This is a genomic window from Helicobacter brantae (assembly GCF_003364205.1).
GTDB classification, from domain to species: domain Bacteria; phylum Campylobacterota; class Campylobacteria; order Campylobacterales; family Helicobacteraceae; genus Helicobacter_G; species Helicobacter_G brantae.
The window spans coordinates 1-24,232 of record NZ_NXLV01000020.1; the positions used below are offsets into that span (position 1 = coordinate 1).

The 24,232-nt window shown below is 39.5% G+C and carries 22 protein-coding genes, 2 tRNA genes and 1 other RNA gene; 12 read left to right on the top strand and 13 right to left on the bottom strand.

Annotated features, from left to right (window positions below; translation table 11 throughout):
- The 3 genes from CQA58_RS07645 to CQA58_RS07655 all read left to right on the top strand — a co-directional run.
- A partial coding sequence (locus tag CQA58_RS07645; protein WP_115570125.1) for an autotransporter outer membrane beta-barrel domain-containing protein occupies nucleotides 1–503 on the top strand: 503 nt, incomplete at its 5' end.
- A 113-nt stretch (nucleotides 504–616) separates the two neighbouring features.
- Entirely contained in the window at nucleotides 617–1,024 is a 408-nt protein-coding gene (locus CQA58_RS07650; RefSeq protein WP_115570126.1) for an HP1233 family protein, read from the top strand.
- Nucleotides 1,025–1,076: 52 nt separating this feature from the next.
- Nucleotides 1,077–1,154 (top strand) — tRNA-Met (locus CQA58_RS07655).
- A gap of 25 nt (nucleotides 1,155–1,179) precedes the next feature.
- Here CQA58_RS07655 and rny read toward each other — a convergent pair.
- Both rny and CQA58_RS07665 read right to left on the bottom strand, forming a co-directional pair.
- Complete coding sequence (gene rny / locus CQA58_RS07660; RefSeq protein WP_425454676.1) at nucleotides 1,180–2,622, bottom strand: ribonuclease Y; 1,443 nt, start codon at nucleotides 2,620–2,622, stop codon at nucleotides 1,180–1,182.
- Complete coding sequence (locus CQA58_RS07665) at nucleotides 2,582–3,304, bottom strand: 5-formyltetrahydrofolate cyclo-ligase (protein WP_115570128.1); 723 nt, start codon at nucleotides 3,302–3,304, stop codon at nucleotides 2,582–2,584. Before CQA58_RS07665 ends, rny begins: the two co-directional genes overlap by 41 nt.
- Between CQA58_RS07665 and CQA58_RS07670 the strand changes: the two genes are divergently transcribed.
- From CQA58_RS07670 to radA, 3 genes are read left to right on the top strand one after another with little or no spacing between them, the layout of a single operon-like run.
- Nucleotides 3,219–3,785 (top strand): TlpA family protein disulfide reductase, encoded by a 567-nt coding sequence (locus tag CQA58_RS07670; RefSeq protein ID WP_115570129.1) that lies wholly within the window; start codon nucleotides 3,219–3,221, stop codon nucleotides 3,783–3,785. The genes CQA58_RS07665 and CQA58_RS07670 overlap by 86 nt on opposite strands.
- On the top strand, nucleotides 3,782–4,669 hold the full coding sequence (gene ftsY, locus CQA58_RS07675; protein ID WP_115570130.1) for a signal recognition particle-docking protein FtsY: 888 nt from the start codon (nucleotides 3,782–3,784) through the stop codon (nucleotides 4,667–4,669). Before CQA58_RS07670 ends, ftsY begins: the two co-directional genes overlap by 4 nt.
- A complete protein-coding gene (gene radA / locus CQA58_RS07680; RefSeq protein ID WP_115570131.1) occupies nucleotides 4,662–6,002 on the top strand; it encodes a DNA repair protein RadA in 1,341 nt (446 codons plus the stop codon). Before ftsY ends, radA begins: the two co-directional genes overlap by 8 nt.
- Here the strand turns inward: radA and CQA58_RS07685 are convergent.
- The 7 genes from CQA58_RS07685 to CQA58_RS07715 all read right to left on the bottom strand — a co-directional run bounded on the left by CQA58_RS07685 (nucleotide 5,985) and on the right by CQA58_RS07715 (nucleotide 13,830).
- Nucleotides 5,985–6,386, bottom strand: a complete 402-nt coding sequence (locus CQA58_RS07685; protein ID WP_115570132.1) for a diacylglycerol kinase — start codon at nucleotides 6,384–6,386, stop codon at nucleotides 5,985–5,987. The genes radA and CQA58_RS07685 overlap by 18 nt on opposite strands.
- A gap of 27 nt (nucleotides 6,387–6,413) precedes the next feature.
- Entirely contained in the window at nucleotides 6,414–8,393 is a 1,980-nt protein-coding gene (locus CQA58_RS07690; RefSeq protein ID WP_115570133.1) for a methyl-accepting chemotaxis protein, read from the bottom strand.
- 40 nt (nucleotides 8,394–8,433) lie between these two features.
- Nucleotides 8,434–9,555 carry a DegT/DnrJ/EryC1/StrS family aminotransferase gene (locus CQA58_RS07695; RefSeq protein WP_115570134.1) on the bottom strand — a complete coding sequence of 374 codons (1,122 nt, stop codon included), beginning with the start codon at nucleotides 9,553–9,555 and terminating at the stop codon, nucleotides 8,434–8,436.
- A gap of 88 nt (nucleotides 9,556–9,643) precedes the next feature.
- Complete coding sequence (locus tag CQA58_RS07700) at nucleotides 9,644–11,008, bottom strand: L-serine ammonia-lyase (protein WP_115570135.1); 1,365 nt, start codon at nucleotides 11,006–11,008, stop codon at nucleotides 9,644–9,646.
- A gap of 15 nt (nucleotides 11,009–11,023) precedes the next feature.
- Nucleotides 11,024–12,268 (bottom strand): SLC5/6 family protein, encoded by a 1,245-nt coding sequence (locus CQA58_RS07705; protein WP_170126778.1) that lies wholly within the window; start codon nucleotides 12,266–12,268, stop codon nucleotides 11,024–11,026.
- A gap of 113 nt (nucleotides 12,269–12,381) precedes the next feature.
- Entirely contained in the window at nucleotides 12,382–12,762 is a 381-nt protein-coding gene (locus CQA58_RS07710) for a group III truncated hemoglobin (protein WP_115570137.1), read from the bottom strand.
- Nucleotides 12,763–12,822: 60 nt separating this feature from the next.
- On the bottom strand, nucleotides 12,823–13,830 hold the full coding sequence (locus CQA58_RS07715; protein WP_115570138.1) for an adenosine deaminase: 1,008 nt from the start codon (nucleotides 13,828–13,830) through the stop codon (nucleotides 12,823–12,825).
- A 92-nt stretch (nucleotides 13,831–13,922) separates the two neighbouring features.
- Here CQA58_RS07715 and CQA58_RS07720 point away from each other — a divergent pair.
- Nucleotides 13,923–14,010 (top strand) — tRNA-Ser (locus CQA58_RS07720).
- Nucleotides 14,011–14,073: 63 nt separating this feature from the next.
- On the opposite strand, the gene CQA58_RS07725 is transcribed toward CQA58_RS07720, so the two are convergent.
- Genes CQA58_RS07725 through CQA58_RS07735 form a run of 3 tightly spaced genes read right to left on the bottom strand, consistent with a single transcriptional unit; the run spans nucleotide 14,074 to nucleotide 19,427 of the window.
- Nucleotides 14,074–15,294 carry a TolC family protein gene (locus CQA58_RS07725; protein WP_115570139.1) on the bottom strand — a complete coding sequence of 407 codons (1,221 nt, stop codon included), beginning with the start codon at nucleotides 15,292–15,294 and terminating at the stop codon, nucleotides 14,074–14,076.
- A complete protein-coding gene (locus tag CQA58_RS07730; RefSeq protein ID WP_115570140.1) occupies nucleotides 15,291–18,416 on the bottom strand; it encodes an efflux RND transporter permease subunit in 3,126 nt (1,041 codons plus the stop codon). The genes CQA58_RS07725 and CQA58_RS07730 overlap by 4 nt, the downstream gene beginning before the upstream one ends.
- Entirely contained in the window at nucleotides 18,417–19,427 is a 1,011-nt protein-coding gene (locus CQA58_RS07735) for an efflux RND transporter periplasmic adaptor subunit (RefSeq protein WP_115570141.1), read from the bottom strand.
- Between the two features lie 72 nt (nucleotides 19,428–19,499).
- On the opposite strand from CQA58_RS07735, the gene rnpB reads away from it, so the two are divergent.
- An RNA gene (gene rnpB / locus CQA58_RS07740) (RNase P RNA component class A) lies at nucleotides 19,500–19,821 on the top strand.
- Between the two features lie 171 nt (nucleotides 19,822–19,992).
- Here rnpB and CQA58_RS07745 read toward each other — a convergent pair.
- Nucleotides 19,993–20,685, bottom strand: a complete 693-nt coding sequence (locus CQA58_RS07745) for a CAAX protease (RefSeq protein ID WP_115570142.1) — start codon at nucleotides 20,683–20,685, stop codon at nucleotides 19,993–19,995.
- A 219-nt stretch (nucleotides 20,686–20,904) separates the two neighbouring features.
- Here CQA58_RS07745 and CQA58_RS07750 point away from each other — a divergent pair, with 219 nt between their 5' ends.
- From CQA58_RS07750 to CQA58_RS07765, 4 genes are all read left to right on the top strand, one after another.
- Nucleotides 20,905–22,104: a malic enzyme-like NAD(P)-binding protein gene (locus tag CQA58_RS07750; protein WP_115570145.1), complete on the top strand. Its 1,200-nt coding sequence runs from the start codon at nucleotides 20,905–20,907 to the stop codon at nucleotides 22,102–22,104.
- A complete protein-coding gene (gene rsmH / locus CQA58_RS07755) occupies nucleotides 22,104–23,021 on the top strand; it encodes a 16S rRNA (cytosine(1402)-N(4))-methyltransferase RsmH (protein WP_115570143.1) in 918 nt (305 codons plus the stop codon). The genes CQA58_RS07750 and rsmH overlap by 1 nt, the downstream gene beginning before the upstream one ends.
- A 3-nt stretch (nucleotides 23,022–23,024) precedes the next feature.
- Nucleotides 23,025–23,294, top strand: coding sequence for a hypothetical protein (locus tag CQA58_RS07760; protein ID WP_115570144.1), 270 nt, complete (start codon nucleotides 23,025–23,027; stop codon nucleotides 23,292–23,294).
- Between the two features lie 78 nt (nucleotides 23,295–23,372).
- The coding region (locus tag CQA58_RS07765) for a hypothetical protein (RefSeq protein WP_147288630.1) at nucleotides 23,373–24,232 on the top strand (860 nt) is incomplete at its 3' end.

Consider the following 24,232-nt stretch of genomic DNA (forward strand, 5'->3'; position numbering starts at 1 on the left):
ACTTTAAGAAATTTACTCAAAAAGATACTTTCAATGCCTCACTTTATGTAGGAGCATTCTATGAGTATGATTATGTGAGTGGGGGAAGTATCACAATGAGCACAGATCAAATGAGTGGGGTGGAGAATATCTTAAGTGATATTAGCTCTGATGGAAGAGTAGTAGTCAATGTAGGGACTAATATGACTATCAAAGATAATACTAGAATCTACTTTGACTTTGAGAAAAGCTTTGCAGGGAAAATCAATACTGATTATCAAGTCAATGTGGGAGTGAGATATAGCTTTGGAGAGAGTGATGGATATAGCCCAATCCTTGAAAAAGCAGATTATAAAGCACCACTCAAGATTGAAGGGGAAGAGAAAGAGGGGGAAGAGAGCAAGGAAGATAAAGAGAATGGAGAGAAGATAGAGGGTGGAGAGAGTAAAGAGGATACTCAATCAAAAGAGAGCAAAGAAGTAGAAAAGACTGCAAAAGAAGCTCAAGAGGGCAAGGCTCAGTAACTCACTCTTCCTTTTTTGGGTGGGCTTTGGCTCACCTTTTCTTCATCTCATCACACAAACCAAAATAGGACTGCTTTTTGCTAATCCTCCTTGAATAGATCAAGGAGGAAGTTATGCAAATCAATTCATCATTTTCAATGCCATCTTATTATGCTAAAGAGCAAGATATTCAATCTCAATATCTCAAAACTGCGGATTTGAGTGATAAAACAAAAGTTGAGGAAAGCACTCCTCCATATGAAAAAGAATCTTATGCACTTCCACGCCAAACTTATGGACTTGTTGTGCTTGAAAAAATGACAGATGATGAGTATCACGCATTTTTGAGAGCCACAGCAGAGATGAGTGAGAGTGAGAAGATTATGGCAGCACAATCTCTCTATCGCCTCAATGAATTGCAAAGAGATGGGCTACTATCTTCCAACAAAAACCCCTACTCTCAATCCAAAACTCTTCAAAACTTTCCACAGATTTTTCAAAATGCTTACTCTGAAATTTTGGCTCAAAAGCAAAATGTCTAATAATCTTATTGACTTTTTATAATTTTTCTTGTAAAATCCTAGCTTTTGTTATGTCAAGGTAGCTCAGCTGGTTTAGAGCGCTGGTCTCATAAGCCGGAGGTCGGGGGTTCAAGTCCCCCTCTTGACACCATTACTTCTAGGCAATTTCCCCTATTTTATCTAGCAAACTCAATCGCTCGGCTTTCTCGTATAACATTGATTTTGATTTCACCAGGATATTGGAATCCCTCTTCAATCTCTTTGGCAATCTCTCTAGCCAACACTGCACTTTCTTCATCACTCAAAATATCTGCATCGACAATCACTCTCACCTCTCGCCCTGAATTGATGACATAAGATTGCCTTACTCCCATTTTGCGATTGATAAGCTCTTCAAGCTCTATGGCTCTTTGCAAGAAATTCTCCAATGCCTCTCTTCTAGCCCCCGGTCTTGCTGCTGAGAGTGTATCGGCTGTGCAAACTGCTGCAGCCTCTATGCTTTGAGCCTCTTCGTGTCCGTGATGAGATTTAATGGCATTGAGAACTATGGGGTGTTCTTGGTATTTGAGACAAAGCTCATAGCCCAAATCCACGTGATTACCTCCAAGCTCTTGAGTGAGACTTTTGCCAATATCGTGCAATAGCCCTGCTCTTCGTGCCATTCTTGCATCTCCTCCAAGCTCTCCTGCAATAATCCCTGCTAGTTTTGCCACCTCGATAGAATGCCCTAGTGAGTTTTGCCCATAACTTGCACGATATTTCATTTTACCAACAAGTTTTTTAAGCTCTGGGTGCATATATCCTAGCCCCAAATCAAGCACGACATCTTCGCCATCTTGAGCGATTTGCTCTTCCATCTCTTGAGAGATTCTCTCATAAACCTCCTCAATCCTTGAAGGCTGAATCCTCCCATCTTCTACCAAAGCTTCTATCAGCTTTGTAGCAATAGCTCGGCGATAGAGATTAAAAGAGCTTAGCACGATACTTGAGGGGGTATCATCAATAATGACATCAACTCCTGTTATCATCTCCAAAGTCTTGATATTTCTCCCCTCTTTTCCGATGATTCTTCCCTTTAGCTCATCATTTGGCAAAGTAATTACATTGATAAGCCTCTCTGTGGCAAACTCCCCTGCATAGCGAGTGGTGGCTTGGGCGATAATATAGTTTGCCCTCTTTCTAGCCTCATCTTTTGCCTCACTCTCATAGCGACGGATTAGTTTGCCTTTGTAATCCACCATATCCTCTTCTATGAGTTTATAAAGCTTTTTGGTAATCTCCTCAACTGACATTCCCAAATGTTGAGAAAGGGTGTTTTTGAGATTTTCCCTCTCTTGGATATATTGCATATGCAATTTGTTTTGAGATTCTTCTTTTCTGGCTAGTTTTTTTTCTTTTTCACTCAAAGCAAGTTCTTTTTGCTCTATCTCTGCAAAGCGTCTTTGTATCTCTTGAAGCTGTTGGGCTTCTTTGTGTGCAAACTCTTTGTTTTTTAGCTCATACTCTTGCACTCTGACTTGAAACTTTTGCTCTAACTCCATTTCTTTGAGCTTGAGCTGTTGAGAGTGAAGTAATTTTTCAGTCGCCCTCTTGGGATACCAAAACTTCCTTCTCAAAATCTCTAAGATTAAAACTATAACTATTATAAGGCCTGTCCATAACAATACCACTTTTCTTTCTCCTTAATCTACACTTTGGAGATAATGCTATATCTCCACGAATATCAAAGTCTTGTGTAATTTTCTTTTTCACAAAAAAACTCAAATAACTCACAAAAATTATATAGGGTTTGGAAGTTAATTTTGCACAAAAACGATCATAATACCCCTTGCCAAATCCAATTCTTCCCAACTCCTTATCCCAAGCAATACTTGGAGCCACAATCACATCAATCTTTTGGGTGTGAGAGTATGCCACTTTGGGTTGCAATACTCCAAAATCTGCACGGATTAGAGGCAAACGAAACAAAACAGCTCTAAACTCCTCACCTTGAATATAAGGCACAAAAACCTCAATCCCCCTCACCTTTTTCAATCGCCAAAGCAAAGGAGAGATATCTAGCTCAAAGCTTAAAGGACAATAAAGCAATACCCTCTTAGCCTTTCTTTGCAAGATTATTCTCTCTATCTCATCTAACACTTCTCTTTGTGCATAATTTTTGGAATGCCTACTTCCAAGAAGCCTAGCTTTAGCAATTTTTCGGATTTGTGCTTTGATGAATCCTCCTTTGGGTATAATGCCTTTTATGAATGCAAAAATCTTACTATATTTTCTCTTATGTTTTTTTCTGATAGGTTGCAAACAAAATCACACCCCAAGCAAAGCCCTCTACCCTCAATTCACCCTCAGCTCCCTTGATGGCAAAGAAATACTAATCACAAAAGTAAAAAATCGCCTACAAATTGCCAATCAACACAAGCCTATTTTATTTCTTTTTATCCAACCCTCTTGCACACAATGTTTTAGAGGGATAGAACATCTCAATCGCCTCTATGAAGACTACAAGGACAAAATCACTTTCCTTGCAATCCTCTCAGATTCTAAGGAAGAAAATTTTAAAAGTGAAGCAGAAACTCTAAGGCAAAACTATGCTTTGGGCTTTGAGTTTTATTATTGTAAGGGTGAGGATTTTCTTCAAACCTTTGAGCGACAAACTAGCACAAATTTTATCGCCCTCTATGACAAAAGCCTTCATCTTGTCGCAGAATATGAAGGGCTAGTGCCTGAAGAAATGATCGAGCTTAATCTCAACCAAATTCTAAAACAAATGGAGGAAAAATGATTTTTAAAACCCTTAGAGATACACTCAAAAAAACCACAGACGCTATCAGCCAAACTTTGGGAATCAAACAAACTCTAATCCCCAAAGATACACTTGAAGAGATTCTAATCCAAAGCGATATTGATTATGATTTGGTAGAGGAGATTTTGCAATCCTTGCCCAATGAAGTCGATCGTGAAAGTTTAGAAGTCGCACTTTATCGCTTTTTTAGAGCAGAGAGTTATTATGAGAAAATCACTTACACTCCACCTCAAACCTCTCCTTTGGTGCGATTGATTATTGGGGTAAATGGTGCAGGGAAAACTACAACGATTGCCAAACTTGCTTATAAAGCCAAGAGCGAGGGGAAAAAAGTGCTTTTAGGAGCTGGGGATACATTCAGGGCTGCTGCTATTGAGCAAGTCAAACTTTGGGGAGAAAAACTAGGGATAGAAGTCATAAGCTCACAAATGGGACACGATCCAAGTGCGATTGCATTTGATAGTATCAAAGCAGGACTTGCTAGAGGGGCTGAAGAAATCATCATTGATACAGCAGGAAGATTACACAATCAAACCAATCTCAAAAATGAGCTTGTCAAAATTGCAAAAGTATGTCAAAAAGCCCTAGATGATAAGCCTTTTGAGAAATTTCTTGTCCTTGATGGCACCCAAGGAAGCTCAGCAATCACCCAAGCTAAGATTTTTAGCCAAATGCTTGATATTGATGCCATTATTATCACTAAACTTGACAGCACAAGCAAGGGAGGAGCAATCCTCTCTATGATTTATGAACTTAAACTTCCCATTGCCTACATTGGCGTAGGAGAAAAAGAGGGGGATTTAATTGCTTTCAATCAAGATGAATATATCCAAACTCTCCTTGATGGAATCTATAATGGCTAAAAAAAAGCCCACACTTTTTGAATGTCAGCATTGTGGATTTCAAAGCCCAAAATGGCTAGGAAAATGCGGAAATTGTGGCTCGTGGGAGAGTATGGTAGAGCTAAGAAGTGAGCAAATTGAATTTTTAAAAACCTCCTCTACCTCCTCTACCCCCTCAAATGCCCTCCCAATCACACAAGTCAAAAATGAAGAATTTCTCAAATTTAGCTCTTATGAGAGTGAGTTTGATATCGTGCTAGGTGGAGGGATTGTCGCAGGAGGGTTGTATCTCATCGGAGGAAGCCCAGGGGTGGGGAAATCCACACTTTTGCTCAAAATCGCTTACAATCTTGCCACTCATGGAAAAAAAGTATTATATGTCAGTGGGGAAGAGAGTATGGGGCAAATCAAAATGCGTGCAGAGCGTTTGGGCTGTCTTGATGACAATCTCTTTTTGCTTAGTGAAATCAATCTTGATCACATTCTCTCTTCTATCCCCTCTTTTGAGATTTGCATCATTGATTCTATCCAAACCCTCTACTCTCCCTCTATCAGCTCAGCCCCTGCTTCAGTCTCTCAAGTGAGAGAAAGCACATTTGCTTTGATGCGAGTTGCCAAAGAAAACAATATCTCAATCTTCATCATCGGACATATCACCAAAGAAGGCTCAATCGCAGGGCCAAGAGTGCTAGAGCATATGGTGGATAGTGTGCTTTATTTTGAGGGAGATCCAAGCAGAGAGCTGAGAATCTTGCGAGGATTTAAAAATCGTTTTGGAAATACAAGTGAAGTGGGAATCTTTGAGATGAAAGAAAATGGGCTTGTCAGCACCAAAGAGGCTTCAAGATTATTTTTTGAGCAAAAAAAGCAAATGTCAGGAAGTGCAATCACTGTGATACTAGAGGGTTCAAGAGCCTTGGTGCTTGAGATTCAAGCCTTAGTGAGTGAAAGCACTTTTGGAATGCCCAAACGCCTTGCCACAGGGTTTGATCTCAATCGGCTCAATATGATACTAGCACTTTTAGAGAGAAAGTTAGAAATCCCACTCAATCGCTATGATGTCTTTATCAATGTTTCAGGTGGGATAAAAATCAGTGAAACAGGAGCGGATTTGGCTGTGATTGCAAGTATTATCTCAAGCTTTAGAAATCGTCCCCTCAATCCTACCACTGCATTTATTGGGGAAGTGAGTTTGATTGGAGATGTAAGAGAGGTGGGAAATCTGGATAGTAGATTAAAAGAGCTTGCTCACTATGGGTTTAGCAAAGCCATAGTTCCCAAAAACCCTAGCAACAAAACCCCTTTGAAATGCTATGAGGTGCAAGAAGTAACAAAACTAATAGATTGGATGTAAAAAGCGATTGATAAGATAGCTTCCCCACACAATCACCCAAAAAATACACGCTAGAAGCTGAATAGCACTTCCCATATCTTTGGCCTTTTTGGCTAGTGGATGAATCTCAAGGCTTGTAAAATCCACAGCATTTTCAATCGCAGAGTTGATTAGCTCAGAGCATAAAGCAAGGAAGCAGGGAAGCAAGAGCAAAACAAGCTCAACCCAATCTCTTGCCAAGAAAAAACTTGCAACGATTCCCAAAGTCGCACAGATTGCAATCTGTCTAAATGCTTCTTCATCTCTCCAAGCACTCATAATGCCACTAAGAGAATAAAAAAATGCATTCTTAATTCGCTTAAATCCTGATTTGCCTTTTTGGGAGTTTCGATTAGTGTCTTTCATTTTGGGGGAATGGGGAGGGAAGTGGGATTACCACTTCTTAGATTGTGCCTCACCCACAATTTTATCAGCCATATCTGCAACTTCTTTAGCGATTTTCTCTGTCTCATCTGCAATCTCAACGGTTTGCTTAGTTACGTTTTCAAGTTGAGAAATTGCATCGTTGATTCTTGAGATTCCTGCAGACTGCTCTCTAATGCTCTCACCCATCTCATCAACAGATTGAACAAGAGTATTAGTATTTGCTTCAATCTCGCTCAAAGATTTTTGAGTTCTCTCAGCAAGTTTTCTTACTTCATCAGCAACGACGGCAAATCCTCTTCCGTGCTCTCCTGCCCTTGCAGCCTCAATTGCGGCGTTGAGTGCTAGGAGGTTGGTTTGCTCTGCAATATCGCTAATGATAGTAATAACATCCTTAATATCTGCAGAGTATTTTGTAACCTCTTGAGTTTTGGTATTAACCATACCCATAGCCTCATTGATTTTTCTCACAGTATTTGCACTCTCTTGGAGTGAGCTTGATTGCTTAGAGCTTCCATCAAAAAGGATTTGAACTGATTCTTTAAGAGCCAAAGACTTACCTTGCAAATCTTTTCCTTGTTGCAATGAATTGCCTAGCATTAGAGCTAGAGAATCTCTAAGTGTATTGATATTTTGCACCAAAGAATCAAATGCACCATTTGACTTCAAATTCTCCAAGAAGAGTTTATTTGAATAATCATATGCACTATAAGCAGCCAAAGCTTTGTTTGTCTGAGTGAAATGTTCTCTAGTTGAAGCAATCATTGTATTTACGCTATCTTTAAACTCTTCAAGTGCCACATTTGGAGTGGAGTGTTGGATAGAAACGCTGTAATTACCCATTTGAACTTCATTTGCCACACCCTTTGCTTCAGCGATAAGTTGATTATCTGCTGTGATTTGCTTCTCAGCACTTTGAATCCCTTGATTGATTGCCTTTGCCATCATTCCAAACTCATCTTGAGTATTGATAGGAATGGTTACAGCTTGCTTGCTCTTTCCACTCAAGAATGCAAAGAAAGTTGCAAGTCCATCTTGAATAGTTGTAATCGGTCTTAATAGACTTCTGACCAAGAAGAAAAGGAATACAGAACACAAAACAACCAAAATCAATGTTGTAATGCTTTCTTTAATCAATAGCGAATCAAGTCTTGAGAAGAAATCTGTCTGTGCCAAAGATGAACAAAGCGTCCAATTCAAGCCTTCCACAGTTGAACACATTTTGCTAAGAGATTGCCCTCCTGCAATACTATAAGGGAAAGGATTATTCTCGCCTACTTTTTTATAAATTTGCATCATCTCATCAACTGAAGAACTTTTTTTCAAAAGCAAAGAAGTGCTAGGATGAACAATAAGACGATTTTTTTCATCAACCAAGAATGCATAAGAGTTTGGAGACATTTTGCTCTTCTCTAATTCATTGCGAATAAACTGAAGAGGTAAATCTGCACCTACCACACCTACAAGGCGATTTCCGATATAAAGTGGCACCGAGAAAGTGATGACAATTTCTTTGAGATGCTCTTCATAATAAGCTGATCCCATTACAACTTCTTTTTTCTTCAATGCATCTTTGAACCAATCTCTGCTTCTTGCATCATATCCATCATTTTGGATATTCATATAATAGGGTTGCTTCTTTGATGAATCTGCAACCAAGAGTCTTCCATCATCTGCAAAACCAATAAACACTGCACTTAGTCTTGAAGCTTCAAAATATCCATAAAGCATAGCCTCAAGCAATTGAGGATTTTGCAAATCTTCAGGTTTGAGAGATTGAGAAAATACTTTCAAACTTCTCACAACTTCTTTGACTTGATCTGTGATATACGCTTTGTTGTTGCGAATTTGTTGTCTTTGTGTATCTTGCACAATCTCTGAAATGCTTTCCTTTGCTTCAAAGTATGAGATACCTGCCAAGATTGCAAATCCCAAACAAGTTAAAAGTCCCACATAAAATGTGGTTTTTGACACGACACTCTTAAACATTGTCTTTCCTTTTGAGTTCTAAAATTTTCAAGCTGTAATATTAACAAAAACAACGCACAAAATCGCTTATATTTTTCGCGACTTTTTGTATATCTTCTTTTTGTAGGTGTTCTCCCATAGGAAGAGAGAAGATATCTTTGCTCCATTTAAGGGCATTCAAACAAGGAAATCTTACCTCCAATCCCCTACACGCTTCAAGCTCCAAAAGAGAAAAAGGATAGTGAATCCCCACTTGGATTTGCTGAGTTTGCAAAAACTTCATTGCCTCATCTCTCTTGTTTTCTATCCTCACCACATACAAATGCCACACATTCTCATCTCTCTCTCCCATTTTGGGCAACACCACTTCAGGAATCTCTCCCAAAAATGAAGCATAAAACTCTGCATTGTCTTTTCTTATCTCATTCCATTGATCAATATAGCCAAGCTTTACGCTCAAAATCGCACTTTGAAGCCCATCAAGTCTTGAGTTTCTTCCAAAATAACGATGAGCATATTTATGCTCCCCTCTTCCGTGATTTGCTAAAGAAAGGCATTTTTCATATAAATCTTGATTGTCTGTGCTGATTGCTCCACCATCGCCATAAGCCCCCAAATTCTTCCCTGGATAGAAGCTAAAACACCCCACATCTCCGATACTTCCTGCCATTTTTTCCACCCCATTGATTTTCATCTTTGCTCCAAAACTCTGAGCACAATCCTCTATGATTTTGAGATTGTGTTTTTTTGCAATCTCTAAAATGCGTGGCATATCACACATTCTTCCATATAAATGCACAACCAAAATCGCTGAAGTATAGGGAGTGATTGCTTCCTCTATGGCATTTGGATTGATACAATAATCCTCTCCACAATCCACAATCACAGGCTTAAGCCCTGCATTAATCACACCCTCTAATGAACCAAAGAAAGTATTTGCAGGTAAAATCACCTCACTTTCTTTAGGCAAGTGCAATCCTCTAAGAGCAATCTCAATCGCTTCAGTCCCATTTGCTACACCTAGAGCATATTTGACCCTAAGTCTTGAGGCAAATTCTTCCTCAAAACTCTCAACAAACTCTCCTCCTACAAATGCCCCACTCTCTAGCACTCTCAAAACTGCACGATCAATCTCCGTCTTTATGCTTTGATATTGGGCTTGTAAATCCAAAAACTTCACCATTTTTTACACTCCAAAATTACTCAAAAAGCATAATTATATATCTTTGATTACAAAATGAGGGGAAGAAAATATAAAAGGAAGTGGGGGACTAAGCCTCCCATACTAGATGAGTAGCCAATCCTCCAAGAGAAGTTTCTTTGTAGCGATGATCCATATCTTTACCTGTCTGATACATCGTCTTAATCACTTCATCAAGTCCAACTGTGGGCTTACTATCACGACTTAGAGCCATTCTAGCCGCACTGATAGCCTTGATTGCTCCAAAGGCATTTCTCTCAATGCAAGGAATCTGCACCAATCCTGCCACAGGATCACAAGTAAGCCCCAAATGGTGTTCCATCGCAATCTCAGCAGCAGAACAGATTTGAGCGTTACTGCCCCCCATAACATATGCTGCAGATCCTGCAGCCATAGAACTAGCTGATCCAATCTCTGCTTGACACCCTGCTTCTGCTCCACTAATTGATGCATTTTTCTTATAAAGTGAGCCAATCGCCATAGCTACAAGCAAGAAATCCACCACTAGATTATCATCAAATTTCTCTTTGAGTTGCTCTTGGAAGTAAAGCATTACAGCAGGGACAACAGCACAAGCTCCATTTGTAGGAGCAGTTACTACTTTCCCTCCTGCACCATTTTCTTCTGCCACAGCAATAGCATACAAAGAAACCACATCAACAAAAGCTAGTGGATCATTTGGATTGATTTGGTGTCTATAAAGCTCAGGAGCTCTTCTTTTGAGTTTGAGTGGGCCAGGTAAAATCCCATCACTCTCAATCCCATTGCGATAAGACTCTTGCATCACACTCCAAATCTCCAAACAATAATTGCGAATATACTCTTGACTATTGAATTGTTTTTCATACTCCATTGAGATTTGAGCGATACTCTTTTGGTGTTTTTCACAAAGCTCTAAAAGCTCTTTTGCACTTGAAAAACTTATCTCTAGCTTCTCTCCACTCTCTTGTTTGGGGGGATTTTTGAGTGCTTCTTGTGTAGCGACAAATCCACCCCCTACTGAATAATACACCTCAGAAAGAACTAGATTTTTATTGCTATCAAATGCACTCACTTTCATTCCATTCTCGTGCAATGGCAAAAAGTCTTTATGGAAAATTACATCTTTGTCATAGTCAAATGAAATGAGTTTTTTTCCTGAAAGATTGATTTTGTTTTGCTCCATTGCTAGGGCGATTGTTTGGGCTTTGAGAGTGGGAGTAAGATCTCTTGCTCTAATCCCATTAAGCCCAATCACACACGCCATATCTGTAAGGTGTCCTTTGCCTGTGAGGGAGAGTGAGCCAAAAAGCTCAATCTCCACTCTCTCAACTTCAGAGATTTTATCTCCTAAAGCATTACAAAATAGATTACAAGCTAGCATTGGACCCACGGTGTGGGAACTTGAAGGACCTACACCGATTTTAAAAATGCTCAAATTACTTGTATCAGCCATAACCCCACCCCTTTCTTATAAGAAGAATTTAGCCACAATACTTGAGATTGCTAACAATCCTGTGATAACTACAAAGCCATCAAGTGCAGGATTTTTCCATTTCTCCATATTTTTCACTCGATACACAGCATATACAGGCATCAAGAACAAAATCACAGCGATGATTGGACCACCCAAATCTTCAATGAATCCCAAAATACTTGGATTGATATAAGCCACAATAATCATTGTTACATACATAAAGATTGTTGTAAAGATACCGATTGCTTTGAGGTTTGGATTTTCATTTCCACCCATTTTGATAGCTTTTCTGATGATTCCATTCAATCCCTCTTTTGCACCAAAATAGTGTCCAAAGAATGAACTAACAATCGCTAGGAATGCTACAAGTGGAGCACCATAAGATACGATAGGATTTTCAAGCTTATTTGCAAAGTAAGAGAGGATAGGAATATTTGCATCTCTTGCAGCTTGGAAGTCATTAGCATCAAGACACATAATACAGCTCACTACAAAGAACATTACAAAAAATAGCAATAATCCTGAAGTTCTAAAAAGCACTTGAGAAGCTTTATAAGGTGCTAGATCTCCATACTCTTTTCTCATCGCAACAGAGAAAGTCGAAATCGCAGGAGAGTGATTGAAAGAGAAGACCAATACAGGCAAAGTAAACCAAACAACAGCGATAAATTCTTTGACACTAGGAACATTTCCTAAAATCTCTGATTTCCAATGAGGGATAAGGTAAATAGAGAAGATAAATAGCACAACACAAAGTGGATAAACAAGAGCATTACATACTTTTGTAATAAACTCTTCACTCAATGTCATAACAAACATCATTGCACTAATCAAAATCCCTGCTAACAAGAAGCGACTAAAACCTCCAGAAAAATCAGTCGCCCATCCAAGCTGATGTGTAAAAAAGCTTCCAAAAGTATTGGTAATCCCCACACCATAAGCCAAACAAATAGGATAGATTGCAAAGAAGTAAAGCACGGTGATAAGCAAACTTACTCCTCGTCCAAAATGCTCTTCTGCTGCGTGAGTAATATCTTTATCTGCTGCACTTGAGGCACAAACAAAACGACTAAGCCCTCTATGGCTAAGCCAAGTCATTGGGAAAACAAGTAATGCCATAATCACAACAGGCCAAAACCCACCAGTCCCTGCACGAATAGGCAAAAACAAAATTCCAGCACCAACAGCTGTTCCAAACAAAGACAACATCCAACGAGTGTCAAATCTTGTCCAACTCATCTTTGTATGCATAATGACTCCTTAAAGAGAAAGATTTAAGTGTGAAATACACTGGGTGGTATTCTAGTATAAAATCATTCTCTTATCAGGAAATTTTCAAAAAAGTGTGAATTTTAGTGCTTTACCTCATAAAGCATATATTGGAATCGCTGAGCGATAACTTGGGCTTTTTGCAAGATAGTTTCTGTATCTTTTTGGTCAAAAATCTGATGCAAACACTCCTCAAATAGCCCTAACCACGCATCAAAAAGCTCTCTTGGAAAAGGTGGCAACTCAATATGAGCCCTCATAGGGTTACCTTGATAATCCCCCTCACCCAGTAACATTCCCATCCAAAAATTTCCAATCTTTTTTTTATGGGCTTCCCATTGCTCATCGCTTGTCCCAATCGCACGATTGAAAATCTCTCCAAGCTCCTTATGGACGCGGATTCTCGCATAGAAGATATCCATCAATTTTTGTATTTTTTCTTGTGTAATTTGTGACATTTTCACTCCTTGTTTTTAAAATTTTGAAGCCTTTTAGCATACTTTTGTGTAATTTTTGGCAAAATCTTAACTTTTCGTAACATTTTTGAAATTTTCGATTTTTGACATTAAAGTTTTCTTCTCATTTTGGGGTAAAAAAGAAGAATTGAGTGCATTAATACTCAATTTCACTATTTCATCAATACTCAAATCAAAGTTTTTGGCAATCATCTCAAAGTTTTCACCCATATATCCCCCAAAGTATGAGGGATCATCAGAGTTGATCCCCACACACAACCCCTCTCTTAAAAGCCAAACAAGATTATGCTCTTTTGGGGTTTTGAAAACTTTGAGCTTGAGATTGGAGAGAGGGCAGACTGTGAGGGGGATTTGTTTATCTTTGAGGTATTGCACAAGTTTGCTATCTTCACTGCAGTGCACTCCATGATCAATCCTATTCACTCCAAGCTCCAAAGCCTCCCAAATATAGCTACTATCCCCCTCTTCTCCTGCGTGAGCCACGATATAAAAGCCCTCTTTTTTGGCTAACTCAAACAATCTTTTAAACTTGCTAGGAGGATTCCCCACCTCTGAGCTATCCAATCCTATGGCGATGATTTTATTCCTAAAGGGCAAGAGTGATTGAAGCGTGGCTATCCCCTCCTCCTCACTCAAATGTCTCAAAATACACGCTATTAGATAGCTTGAGATTCCTAGCTCTTCTTTGGCTTTCTTCATCGCCAAAGTAATCCCCTCAATCACCTCTCCCACATCTATCCCCCTAGAGCTATGGGTTTGAGGATCAAAAAAGATTTCAGTATGAATAACATTGTCTTCTTTGCATTTAAGAAAATATGCCCAAGTCAAAGAGAAAAAATCTTCTCTATCCACTAGCACTGAAGCTCCTGCATAGTAGAGATCTAGGAAAGATTGGAGATTGTGAAAATCATAAGCCTTCCTTACTTCCTCTACGCTCTTATAAGGAATAGGGATATTGTTTTTTTGAGAGAGAGCAAACATCATCTCAGGCTCTAGAGTGCCTTCAATATGAAGATGAAGCTCGATTTTGGGGAGTTGCTTGAGTAATGTATCCATTTTGTGTTCCTTTGGCTAATTTTTTACAAAATTATAAAAGTTTTTAGAGAGATTTGCAATGAAGCTATGATAAAATCACGCCTTTTATACATAGACAGGTGTCCGAGTGGTTGAAGGAGCACGCCTGGAACGCGTGTAAGGTGCAAGCCTTCGAGGGTTCGAATCCCTTCCTGTCTGCCATTATATCTTCCCCCCTTTTTTTAAACTATCAAGACTTAATCCAATGCTTTTTCATCTCTTGCATTACTGCATCGCAAAGTTTGCAATCTCTCCACCCACCAAATACTCTACATAAAAGAAATTTTCCCATATCCCATATTGTGCTTGAAGAAGATTGGCTCTTGCAGTCTTTAGCATTAGCTCTGCATCTAGCAGAGTGCTAGCATTTTCTAAGTTTTGTTTGTAGCGATTGGAAACGATTCGATAGTTTTCTTGAGCGGATTGGATTGTTTTTTTGGAAAGCAAGTATTGATCTTTGGCTAGGTTGAAGTCCCCTACTGCTTTTTTTAGCTCTGAGAGGATTTCTTTTTTGTAAGCTAGGATTTTGGAGTTTAGACTTAAAAGCTCAAATTGCTTGACTTTTATTGTGGAGCTATCTTTGAGACCATTGAAGAGATTGATACTCACTCCTAGCTGAATTGAGGCTTGAGAGTAGTTTTGATACCCTGCAAACACATCTCCCCCCACGCTCAAATCAATCTTAGGATAATACGCCCCCTTTGCACTCTCTATATCAAAAAGCAACGCCTCTTTTTGTCTCTGCATTGAGCGATATTCTTGGTGGTGTTCAAAAATAATCAAACTCAACTTATCATAATCTAGCTCTTCCTCACATGAGGGTAAATCCTGCATTTGCTCTAGTGTGATTTTCTCCTCCATTAAAAGCTCCAAAGAAGAGAGCAAATAGCGTAACTTTGTCATATAGGAGTTGATATCAAGATTGGCACTTGCTAGGCTCACCTCTACGCTTAAGACATTGTTTTTGGCAGAGATTCCTTGCTTGTAGAATTGGTTGGCTTGAGAGAGCTGAAGCTCTAGGAGTTTGGCTGATTCTTTTGAGGTTTCAAGCAATCCTTTGGCAAGGAGGATTTGAGTATAGAGCTTTTTGACTGCGTATTTGACTTCTCCTTGTATTTTGGCAATTTGATTGCTTTGAGCTTGAATGGTTTTTTCTTGCTTTTGAATCGTATTGTAATCTTGCATACCATTGAAAAGATTGGTATTTACTCCCAAAGTGGTTTTATTGAGAAAACTCTCGCTTGTGAGATAGGAGCTTTGATTGCTCAAATCAATCTTTGGATAATACGCACTCTCATAGATTCCAAGCTGGGCTTTGAGGCTTGAGAGGATATGTTCTTGCTCTTTGATTTTTTGGCTTTTTTGCAAGACTTTTTGCACACTCTCATTGATATCAAGCCCCCACGCCCCGCACAAACACAGCACAATCCCTATCCACGCCCTCACACTACTTCTCCTCTCCTCTTCTCTCGCCCAATAAAAAAGAGCAAAAGAGAAGGAATCACAAACAAACTAATAAAAGTAGAAAACACCAATCCTCCCACAATCACAGCTCCCAAACCTCGATAAATCTCACTTCCACTTCCACTAAAAATCACCAAAGGCAATAACCCACACACACTTGTAAGCATACTCATATAAATCGGACGCATTCTACTCAAAGTCGCATTATAAACAGCATTATATGGGCTTTCTCCATACTCTCTGATATTGATAAGACTTTGATACACAATCAAAATCGCATTATTAACTACACTTCCCACCAAAATTATCATTCCTAACATTCCTAGCACATCTAGGGGTTGAGGGGCGATATAGAGATTGGTGAGTTTTAGTCCGATAAACCCACCCACCACAGCAAAAGGCAAAGTAAAAATAATCACAAAAGGATAGATAAAATTCCCATACAACGCACACAAAAGCAAATAAGTAATCACCACGGCCAAGCCAAACCCACCCAAAAGCTCTGAACTTGTTTTCTCAAGGTGATTGGCACTCCCTTTGAGCAAAACCTTATTCTCTCCTAAATCACTCTTGGCAATCACCTCATCTTTGATAATTTTGATTGCACTCTCCAAATCCATATCTTTGGGAGGAATCACAATCAAAAGATAGCTTCTCTCCCTCTCATAGTGGCGAATTTGTGTCATTCCATAACGCTCTTGGATTGTCGAGAGAGAATAAAGAGATACGATATTGCCTTGAGGGGTGTAGATTTGAGCATAATTCAAATCTTCAGGGGCGATTTCTTGGTGAGTATTGGATTTGAGAACCAAATCAATATTTCTTCCACTAGAGGTTTGATACTCCCCTATGACTTTGCCACTTAAAATCGTGCTTAAAATCTCTCCAAAACTCTTAGCATCTAAGCCATTGAGTGCTAGGGCTTGAAGATCGGGGTAGAAAGCGATTTCTTTGTTATTGACTTCAAGTGTAGGGACGACACGGACATTGGCTTTGGGGATTTTCTCTTTGATTTTCTCCATTAGCTCCTCAGCCTCAAACCTCAAATGCTCAAGATTGTAGCCATTGAGATAAATATCAATACTCAACCCCCCATTTCCTCCATCAAAGATTCCTTGCTGAAACACACTCCCCCTCACTGAAGGGATAGAAGAGATATCTTTTTGGAGTTTTTTTATCATTGGCTCTATTTCTTTTTTATTTTCAGCTATCGCTCCAATCATCATAAACGCATCATTTCCGATAAAAAAGAGATCTTTAATGGCTGGAATCCCCTCTTTTTCTCCTTTGTAGCCATTGATTGAGAGATAGTCTTTGTTTTTGTTATAAATCTCTTGAGCGATTTCTTTTCTTTCTTGATAAGAAAGCCCTGGGGGGACACTAAGATAAGCGATTGCAAAGTTTTGATCGCCGTGAGGGAGATAAGAGAGGCGTGGTAGAAAAAGATTGTAGAGATAAAAACTCAATGTGATAAATCCCCCCACACACACAAGGCGAGTAAGCCAATTTTTGAGAAAAATCCTCAATGCCCCACCCATAAGCCAAGCAAACCCCCTGCCTATATAATCTAGTGGAGCAAAAAGCAGATTCCAAAAACGCTTAAAATTCAAATTTAGCATTTTTCTTTTTTGAAATTCATACACAAGCATTGGGGTGATAAAGATTGAGACAAAAAGAGAGATAAGGAGTGCTGAAGTAGAGGCTAGAGCAATGTCAAAAAAGAGTTGCCCACTCTCACTCTTTAGCCCCAAAATAGGGATAAAAATCGCAATGGTTGTCAAAACTGAGGCAAAAATCGCCCCCATTACCTCCCTGCTCCCCTCCACACAAGACTCAAATAGCCCCTTGCCCTTAGCTCTATGCTGATAGATATTCTCTAGCACAACAATAGCATTATCTACTAGCATACTCACAGCAAAAGAAATCCCAGCTAGAGAGATGACATTGAGTGTGCGATCAAAGAGATAAAGCACCACAAAAGTCCCAAAAGTGCTTAGAGGAATCACAAATGCCACAATCAGCACAGAGCTAATCTCTCTTAAGAAAAGCAATAAAATAAGGCAAGAAAAGAGGATTCCATAGAGGATATTGTCTTTGACTAATGCAATCGCCTCTAAGATATAACCCTCTTGATCCCTGCTCCACTCTAGACTTAATCCTTGTGGCAAAAGAAGAGTTTCATTCAGCCTTGCCACTTCTTGCCTTATGGCTTCAGTCAGCTCTAGCACACTTGCATTCTCGCTTGGGTGGATTCGCACAGAGATTGCATCTTCATTATTGTGGAAGCTATAAACTTGGGTTTTGGCAAAGCCTTGTTGCACCTCTGCCAAATCCCTTAGCAAGATATTTCTTCCCCCTTGAGTTTTAATCACGGTGTTGTAAATGTCCTCAATGGAAGAAAATTTAGAATTCACTCTCACTCGATAGCTTCTAGCACTATAATCTAGCAATCCTGCTGAAGTGTCTTTGTTGGCTTTATCAATCGCCCCTATCACCTCATTGATTGTGATATTGTTATAAGCTAGGAGTTTGGTATCAAGCAAAATCTGCATTTGCTCATCTCTTCCACCCCACACGCTCACTTCCCCCACCCCCTTCACTCTCTCCAAAAATGGCACAACATCATTGACAAAAAACACCCTTTTATCTTCCACAGATTGAGCAGGGTTAGTAGAGTGTAAAAAGAGATAAATACTAGGAGGGATACTCTCTCCACTTGCTTTGATGATTGGGCGACTAACCCCTTCAGGATAGGAGCGAATCTCGCCAAGCTTTTGAGAGATAGAAAGCAGAGTTGCATCAAGATTGCTCCCCTCCCCAAACTCTAGCGTAATGCTTCCTCTCCCCTCTCTTGAAATTGAAGTCATCACTTCTAGCCCACTCAGACTCTTTAGAGCCTTTTCTTGAGGGGTGATGATTTCAGCCTCCACTTCATAAGGACTTGCATTGCTCCAAGAAGTATAAATGCTGACAATGGGTTTGCTTACTTTTGGCGTGAGTTGATAGGGAAGTTTTTTGAGTGCCAAAAATCCAAAGAGAAAGACAAAAATCACTCCCACTAGCACAACAACAGGGTTTTTAATCGCACTCTTTAAAATATTCAATCAAGATTCCTTTACTTCTGCACCATTTTGCAAACGATATTGTCCTCTATAAATCACTCTATCCTTGAGATCAAGCCCTCCCCTCACCACTGCCACATCGCCTTGAATCGCCAAAATATCGACATTGATTGCCACTGCTTTGCCATTTTTGATGACAAACACGCAAGGGCGATTGCGATAATCAATGATACTATCACGAGGGACTAAAAACCCCTCACTTTTCCCCCCACTCTTAAGCATTGCATTCACTGCCATTCCCTCCACAAAATTCCCATCACTTGGCAAAGAGATAATCACAGGAAAAGTCCTTGATCGGCTATCGGCTTTGGGGATAATGGCTGTAATCTTTCCACTATAACTTTTTGAGTTGATACTTACATTTGCCACATCTCCTACTTTGATGAAGGCTAGGATTGGGCTTGGCACATCTACGATGGCTTGAGGTTGTGAGTGATTGAGAATCTCACAAATGCTATCCCCCACTTTTATCCACTCTCCGATATTGACATTCTTCCCTACAATCACGCCATCAAATGGGGCTTTTATGGTTTTTTTGGAAATCTCCACTTTGGCTTGATCGACTTCTGCTAGAAGTGAAGCGATGACTAACTCTTGCACTTTTAGCTCATAGCTGAGTTTTTCAAATTGTTGCAAGGCAATTGAGTCGGTTTCTAAGAGATTTTTATAGCGTTTAAGCTCTTTTTCTTGAAATTCTTTAAGGAGTTTGGCTTGTTCTAATTTAGCGTTTTTGGATTGAATCTCTTTTTGGAGCAAATCAGAGTTTAGCACCACTAACTCATCTCCACTCTTTACCCTCTCTCCAAGATTGAAAAACACTTTCTCCACCACCCCACTGCTTTGAGAGGCGATATTGGATCGCTCTTTGAAATTTACCACACCCAAAAAAGTGTTTTGCGAATCAAGGCTCCCTTTTGTGATTTTCTTAGAGCTCACAATCACAGGCTTTGCAAACAACAATCCCACACAGCACAAAAAAACTAAAATTCTCATTTGAAAAACTCTCTAAAATAAATGTATGAAAATCAAAAATAAGAGTATTTTAGCTAAAATTATTCTCATAAGTGGGTGTAGCAGGTGGTTGCTTTGCAAAAAGAGGAAAGTCCGAGCTACACAAAGACAGGATTCCATCTAACAGATGGCTAGAGCAATCTAAGGGAAAGTGCAACAGAAAATAACCGCCACGCAAGTGGTAAGGGTGAAAAGGTGGGGTAAGAGCCTACCGATATTAAGGCAACTTAATATGCAATGCAAACCCAATCCGTAGCAAGAGAAGTATGGTTTTTGTCTTTGGTTTCTAAACTTCTCGCTTGAGAGGCATTGTGAAATGTTCTCCTAGATAAATACCCACCTGATACAGAACTCGGCTTATAGCTACACCCACTTTTTTTCAAATCTTTTTGTTTATTCTTCAAAACTTTTGTCACAGAAGCTAGAAAAATACGTAAAACTACCAAACAATCCCTATCAAGAAAATACTTCTTAAATTTGCAAAGAAAATAAATGAAGAATAAGGTACAATTCCATCACTTTCGAAGGGCGAACGGACGCCCACCTTTTAAATCCCCAAAGTTTTTCTAGTGTTTTTATTGATTTCTTCATTGTCAATCGTATCAATTAAGTCATCTAAAAATATCAAAATCATTTCAGGCATTACACCAATCATTATGCCCTTTTCCCTATGTGTAATGCGTGGATAAATTTTTCCTTTTATCTCTCTTGTTTTTAGTAAATTTTCCCAATGAAAAGCACGATTACGAATCGTGCGAAGCAGATTGAAAACGATAGTATTTTTACCCAAACTTGAAAATGGTGTTTTTCTTTTGTCATTCAAAAAGTAATCATAGTTACTCCAATGATACTTTTTGAACTTAATCTTCTTCAAGTCAAACATCATTGCCTCAATCTCATAAGCCCTGATGAGATCCACAACCTCTCCAAGCATTAGAGTAGAGAGGATTTGATTTTGCGTAAGCTCATCAATACTTTTGTGAGATTTAAGAGTGATAAGAGATAAACTCTTCTCACTTTTTATCCAATCCTCTCCAATCATTTGCTTTAGGCAGTAATCAAGCTTGTTTCTTAGATAAATCTCAAGGATAGAAATCCTCTTCCCCACCTCCATTGCCAAAGCTAGATTTTCATTGTGTTTTTGGAGATTGTTGCCATATCCACCCAATCGCTCTTTAGAGAGAATGAGTGTAATATCTTGATTGAAAAGCTCTAGATTTTCTTTGTTTGGTTTATTCATTGATGTCTCCAGAGAATTTTGACAAAGTATAGCAAATTATCATCCCTATGCAAAAAACGCACATTAGCCTTCTTGGAGCAATCTTTTCATCATTAAACCCTGCTTAAAAACTCTAGGAGAAACAAACTTCAAATGCACTCCTCCCCTCTCTCACTTTCTTCTAATATCCCCATCAAACTTTGCTATCATTTCCCCACAATCTTACTTGAAGGAGACAAAATGGCAGATTTACAAAAAGATGCACTAGCCTATCATCAAGGAGGCAAAATCGCTATCGCTCCCAAAACTTCTCTTGAGAGCTTTACAGACCTTTCTTTGGCATACTCCCCTGGAGTGGCTTATCCTTGCAAAGAGATTGAAGCTCATCCACTAGAGGCATACAACCTCACTAGCAAAGGCAATCTAGTCGCAGTCATCAGCAATGGGACAGCAGTTTTGGGGCTTGGAGATATCGGAGCATTGGCAAGCAAACCTGTAATGGAGGGCAAAAGTGTGCTATTCAAAAAATTTGCCAATATTGATTCTTTTGATTTAGAGATTGATGAGAAAGATCCCAAAAAACTCATCTCTATCATCAAGGCTCTAGCCCCTACATTTGGGGGAATCAACCTTGAAGACATCAAAGCCCCTGAGTGCTTTGAGATAGAACAAACTTTGATTGATGAGCTAGATATCCCCATAATGCACGACGATCAGCACGGCACAGCCATTGTCAGCAGTGCAGCCCTTATCAATGCATGCAAAATCGTAGGCAAAAAGATTGAAGAGCTTAGAGTTGTCATCATCGGTGCAGGGGCAAGTGCAATCTCTTGTGGAAAAATGTATCAAAATCTAGGAGTGAAGCATATTGCGATGTTTGATAGCAAGGGACTTATCAACACTAAGCGAAAGGATTTAAGCCCACAAAAACAAGGCTTTATCCTCGATGAGGACTACTCAAGCTATCAAGAAGCACTTAAAGGAGCAGATGTGTTGCTAGGACTAAGTAAGGGCAATATCCTCACTCAAGAAGATATCAAAGTAATGGCAAAAGATCCTCTTATCTTCACTCTAAGCAACCCCAACCCTGAAATCGCTCCTGAACTCATCAGGAAAGTAAGAGATGATGCCATTATTGCCACAGGGCGAAGCGATTACCCCAACCAAATCAACAATGTTTTAGCTTTCCCATTCATCTTCCGTGGGGCTTTAGATGTGAGAGCTAGAAAGATTACAGAGGGAATGAAAAAATCAGCCGTACTAGCCCTAGCAAACCTAGCTCAAAAAGAAGTCCCTCAAGAGCTTTGCACCCTCTATGGAAGAGAGCTAAAGTTTGGGAGAGATTACATCATCCCTATGCCTTTTGATAAGCGATTGCTCCACGAACTCAGCTCTGCTGTGGCAAAAACAGCCCAAGAGGAAGGAGTAGCACAAATCTAATGCAATCCCCTCATATCCCTGTGCTAAAAAATGAAGTCCTAGAGGTGTTTTCCTCCATAGATAAGGGGGTTTTGATTGATTGCACTTTGGGGTTTGGAGGGCATAGCAAAGCCCTGCTTGAAGCCTACCCCCACCTTCAAATCATTGGCATTGATCAAGATAGAGAAGCTAGAGAGTTTTGCAAAGCCACGCTTCCTCAAGATAGAGTGCAAATCCTAGAGGGCAATTTCTCTACCTGCATTCATCAAGCCCTCTCACTCTCCACATTGCCAATCGTGGGGGTTTTGGCAGATATTGGAGTTAGCTCTTTGCAACTTGATGATCTCTCTCGTGGGTTTGCCTTCTCTTCCCCCTCGCTTGATATGAGAATGGATCAAAGCCAAAATCTTGATGCCTACAAAGTCATCAATCACTACCCCAAAATGGAGCTAGAGAGGATTTTTAGAGAATATGGGGAAATCAAAGAGTATAAAAAAATGGCAGACCTCATCACTCAAGAGAGAGCCAAAAAACCCTTTGAGAGTGCCCTAGAGCTTAGCTCACTGCTAGAAAAACACTTCAAAAAGCACAAAATCCACCCCGCCACTCTAGCCTTCCAAGCTATAAGAATTGAAGTCAATGATGAGCTAGGCGTATTGCAAAGCCTACTTCAAACCCTGCAAGAGAGCAATCTTCCTCAAGCAATCATCGCTATCATCTCTTTCCACTCCCTAGAAGATCGAATCATCAAAACCACTTTCAAAGAGTGGGAAAAATCTTGCATTTGCCCCTCAAATGTGATGAGATGTGAGTGTGGAGATAATCATAGTCGTGGTAAAATCCTCACCAAAAAACCCTTAAGTGCAAAAGATGATGAACTCAGAGCCAATCCACGCTCTAGGAGTGCCAAACTTAGGGCATTTCAATTTTTAGGATAGATGATGCTAAGCCAAGAAGAAAGAGATGAACTTAACTCCCTCAACCTCAACAACACAAACCTCAATGGCAGGGATTTAATCTGGGCGACTTTCATTTTCTTGGGATTTATCATCATCTTTGCACCCAAAATCTATCTATCAAGCAAAATCTACTACCTTAGTCGTGATATTTCCAAATCCCAACACCACCTAGAGCTTCTTGAAGAAGAGAATCGCACTCTTAAGAGGGATTTGGAAGATTTCAAATTTCAGCAAATCTTTAGAATGGAGTAGTTTTATTGCTTACTTTCACTTCAATAAAGTTTTAATTTCTGATAGAATAATGTTTTTTTAAGTATTGGAGTTTTTGAAGTGAATAAAATCATCTTACCCCTTTTTATCTCTTGCACTCTTTGGGGGGTGAATAATGGTGATACTTGGGTAAGTTTTATTCCCACAAGCGATTCAAGAATCACACTCAACTCAGGGGATAATTTCACAATCTATCTTGATAGAGATCCAAAAGATAATGTCAATAGGGGAAACAACTTCGGCAATGGTGGTTCAACAAATCTCAATCTCACTTCTAATAATGGAGCTTCTTCCCTAACTCTCAAACAGAAAGATACTCTAGCCAATCTCCAATTCTATCACAATCCCAATAACACAATCTTTGTAGGGCAAGATGCTCAACTCAAAATCCAAATGGGTGGTTTTCGCACAGTTGATAATCGTTTTTTTCTTAATGGTGGGCTTATCAAGATAGGAAATAGAGGGAGCTTTAGCCTATCTGGGGTTTATAGACTAAGTATTGGTTCTGATGGTGGAAGCTTCCAAGTTGAGCAGGGAGGAAATGCAGAAATCACTAATGTGAGAGAAATAAAAATTGTTACAAAAGGTAGGCAAAAAAGTGGGATTATCAACAATGGTGGGACACTTACTCTCAAAACAGAGGTGGGAGTATTTAACTCAACTTTCACTACTGATGGATCTCTGGGTTCATCATTTGATTCTGGAGAGATTATCCACAATGGAGGAACAACGACTATCAAACATATAGATGACAATCAAGAAAGTCTTCTCTATAATGCTGGTTATGAATCTTTTGGAGCTACTATACTCAAACACAGACACGCACTTCTAGAAGTTAATGGTGGGACTTTCAATGTAGTAGGAAATCTCTATAATGGTGGAAGAAGTGGGGGTGGAGGGGGTGCAGGATTGGGGTGGAT